Consider the following 241-nt stretch of genomic DNA (forward strand, 5'->3'; position numbering starts at 1 on the left):
CATACAACGTCATTGACCCTGTAAAGTGAGAGGCGTTATCGTTAAAATTAAATCCAGTGAGGAGGTTCACTGTTGATTCATTCAATGTGGTTCCTTGCGAGCTACCATGCTTTACTGTGATTTTGTTACCTTCAAAGTCACTTTTAAGCTGGTAGTTAACCACGCCCGCGACCGCGTCAGAGCCATAGATAGCGGCCGCGCCATCACGAAGTATTTGTAATGATCTGAGTCCGGCGACAGG

1 protein-coding gene is annotated in these 241 nt (G+C 46.5%); it reads right to left on the reverse strand.

Going from position 1 to position 241, the window contains the following annotated elements; all coding sequences use genetic code 11:
- The coding region (locus CWC11_RS22895) for a porin family protein (RefSeq protein ID WP_171038497.1) at nucleotides 1-241 on the reverse strand (241 nt) is incomplete at both ends.

Origin of the sequence: Pseudoalteromonas sp. S3178 (genome assembly GCF_005886985.1) — a bacterium.
GTDB classification, from domain to species: domain Bacteria; phylum Pseudomonadota; class Gammaproteobacteria; order Enterobacterales; family Alteromonadaceae; genus Pseudoalteromonas; species Pseudoalteromonas carrageenovora.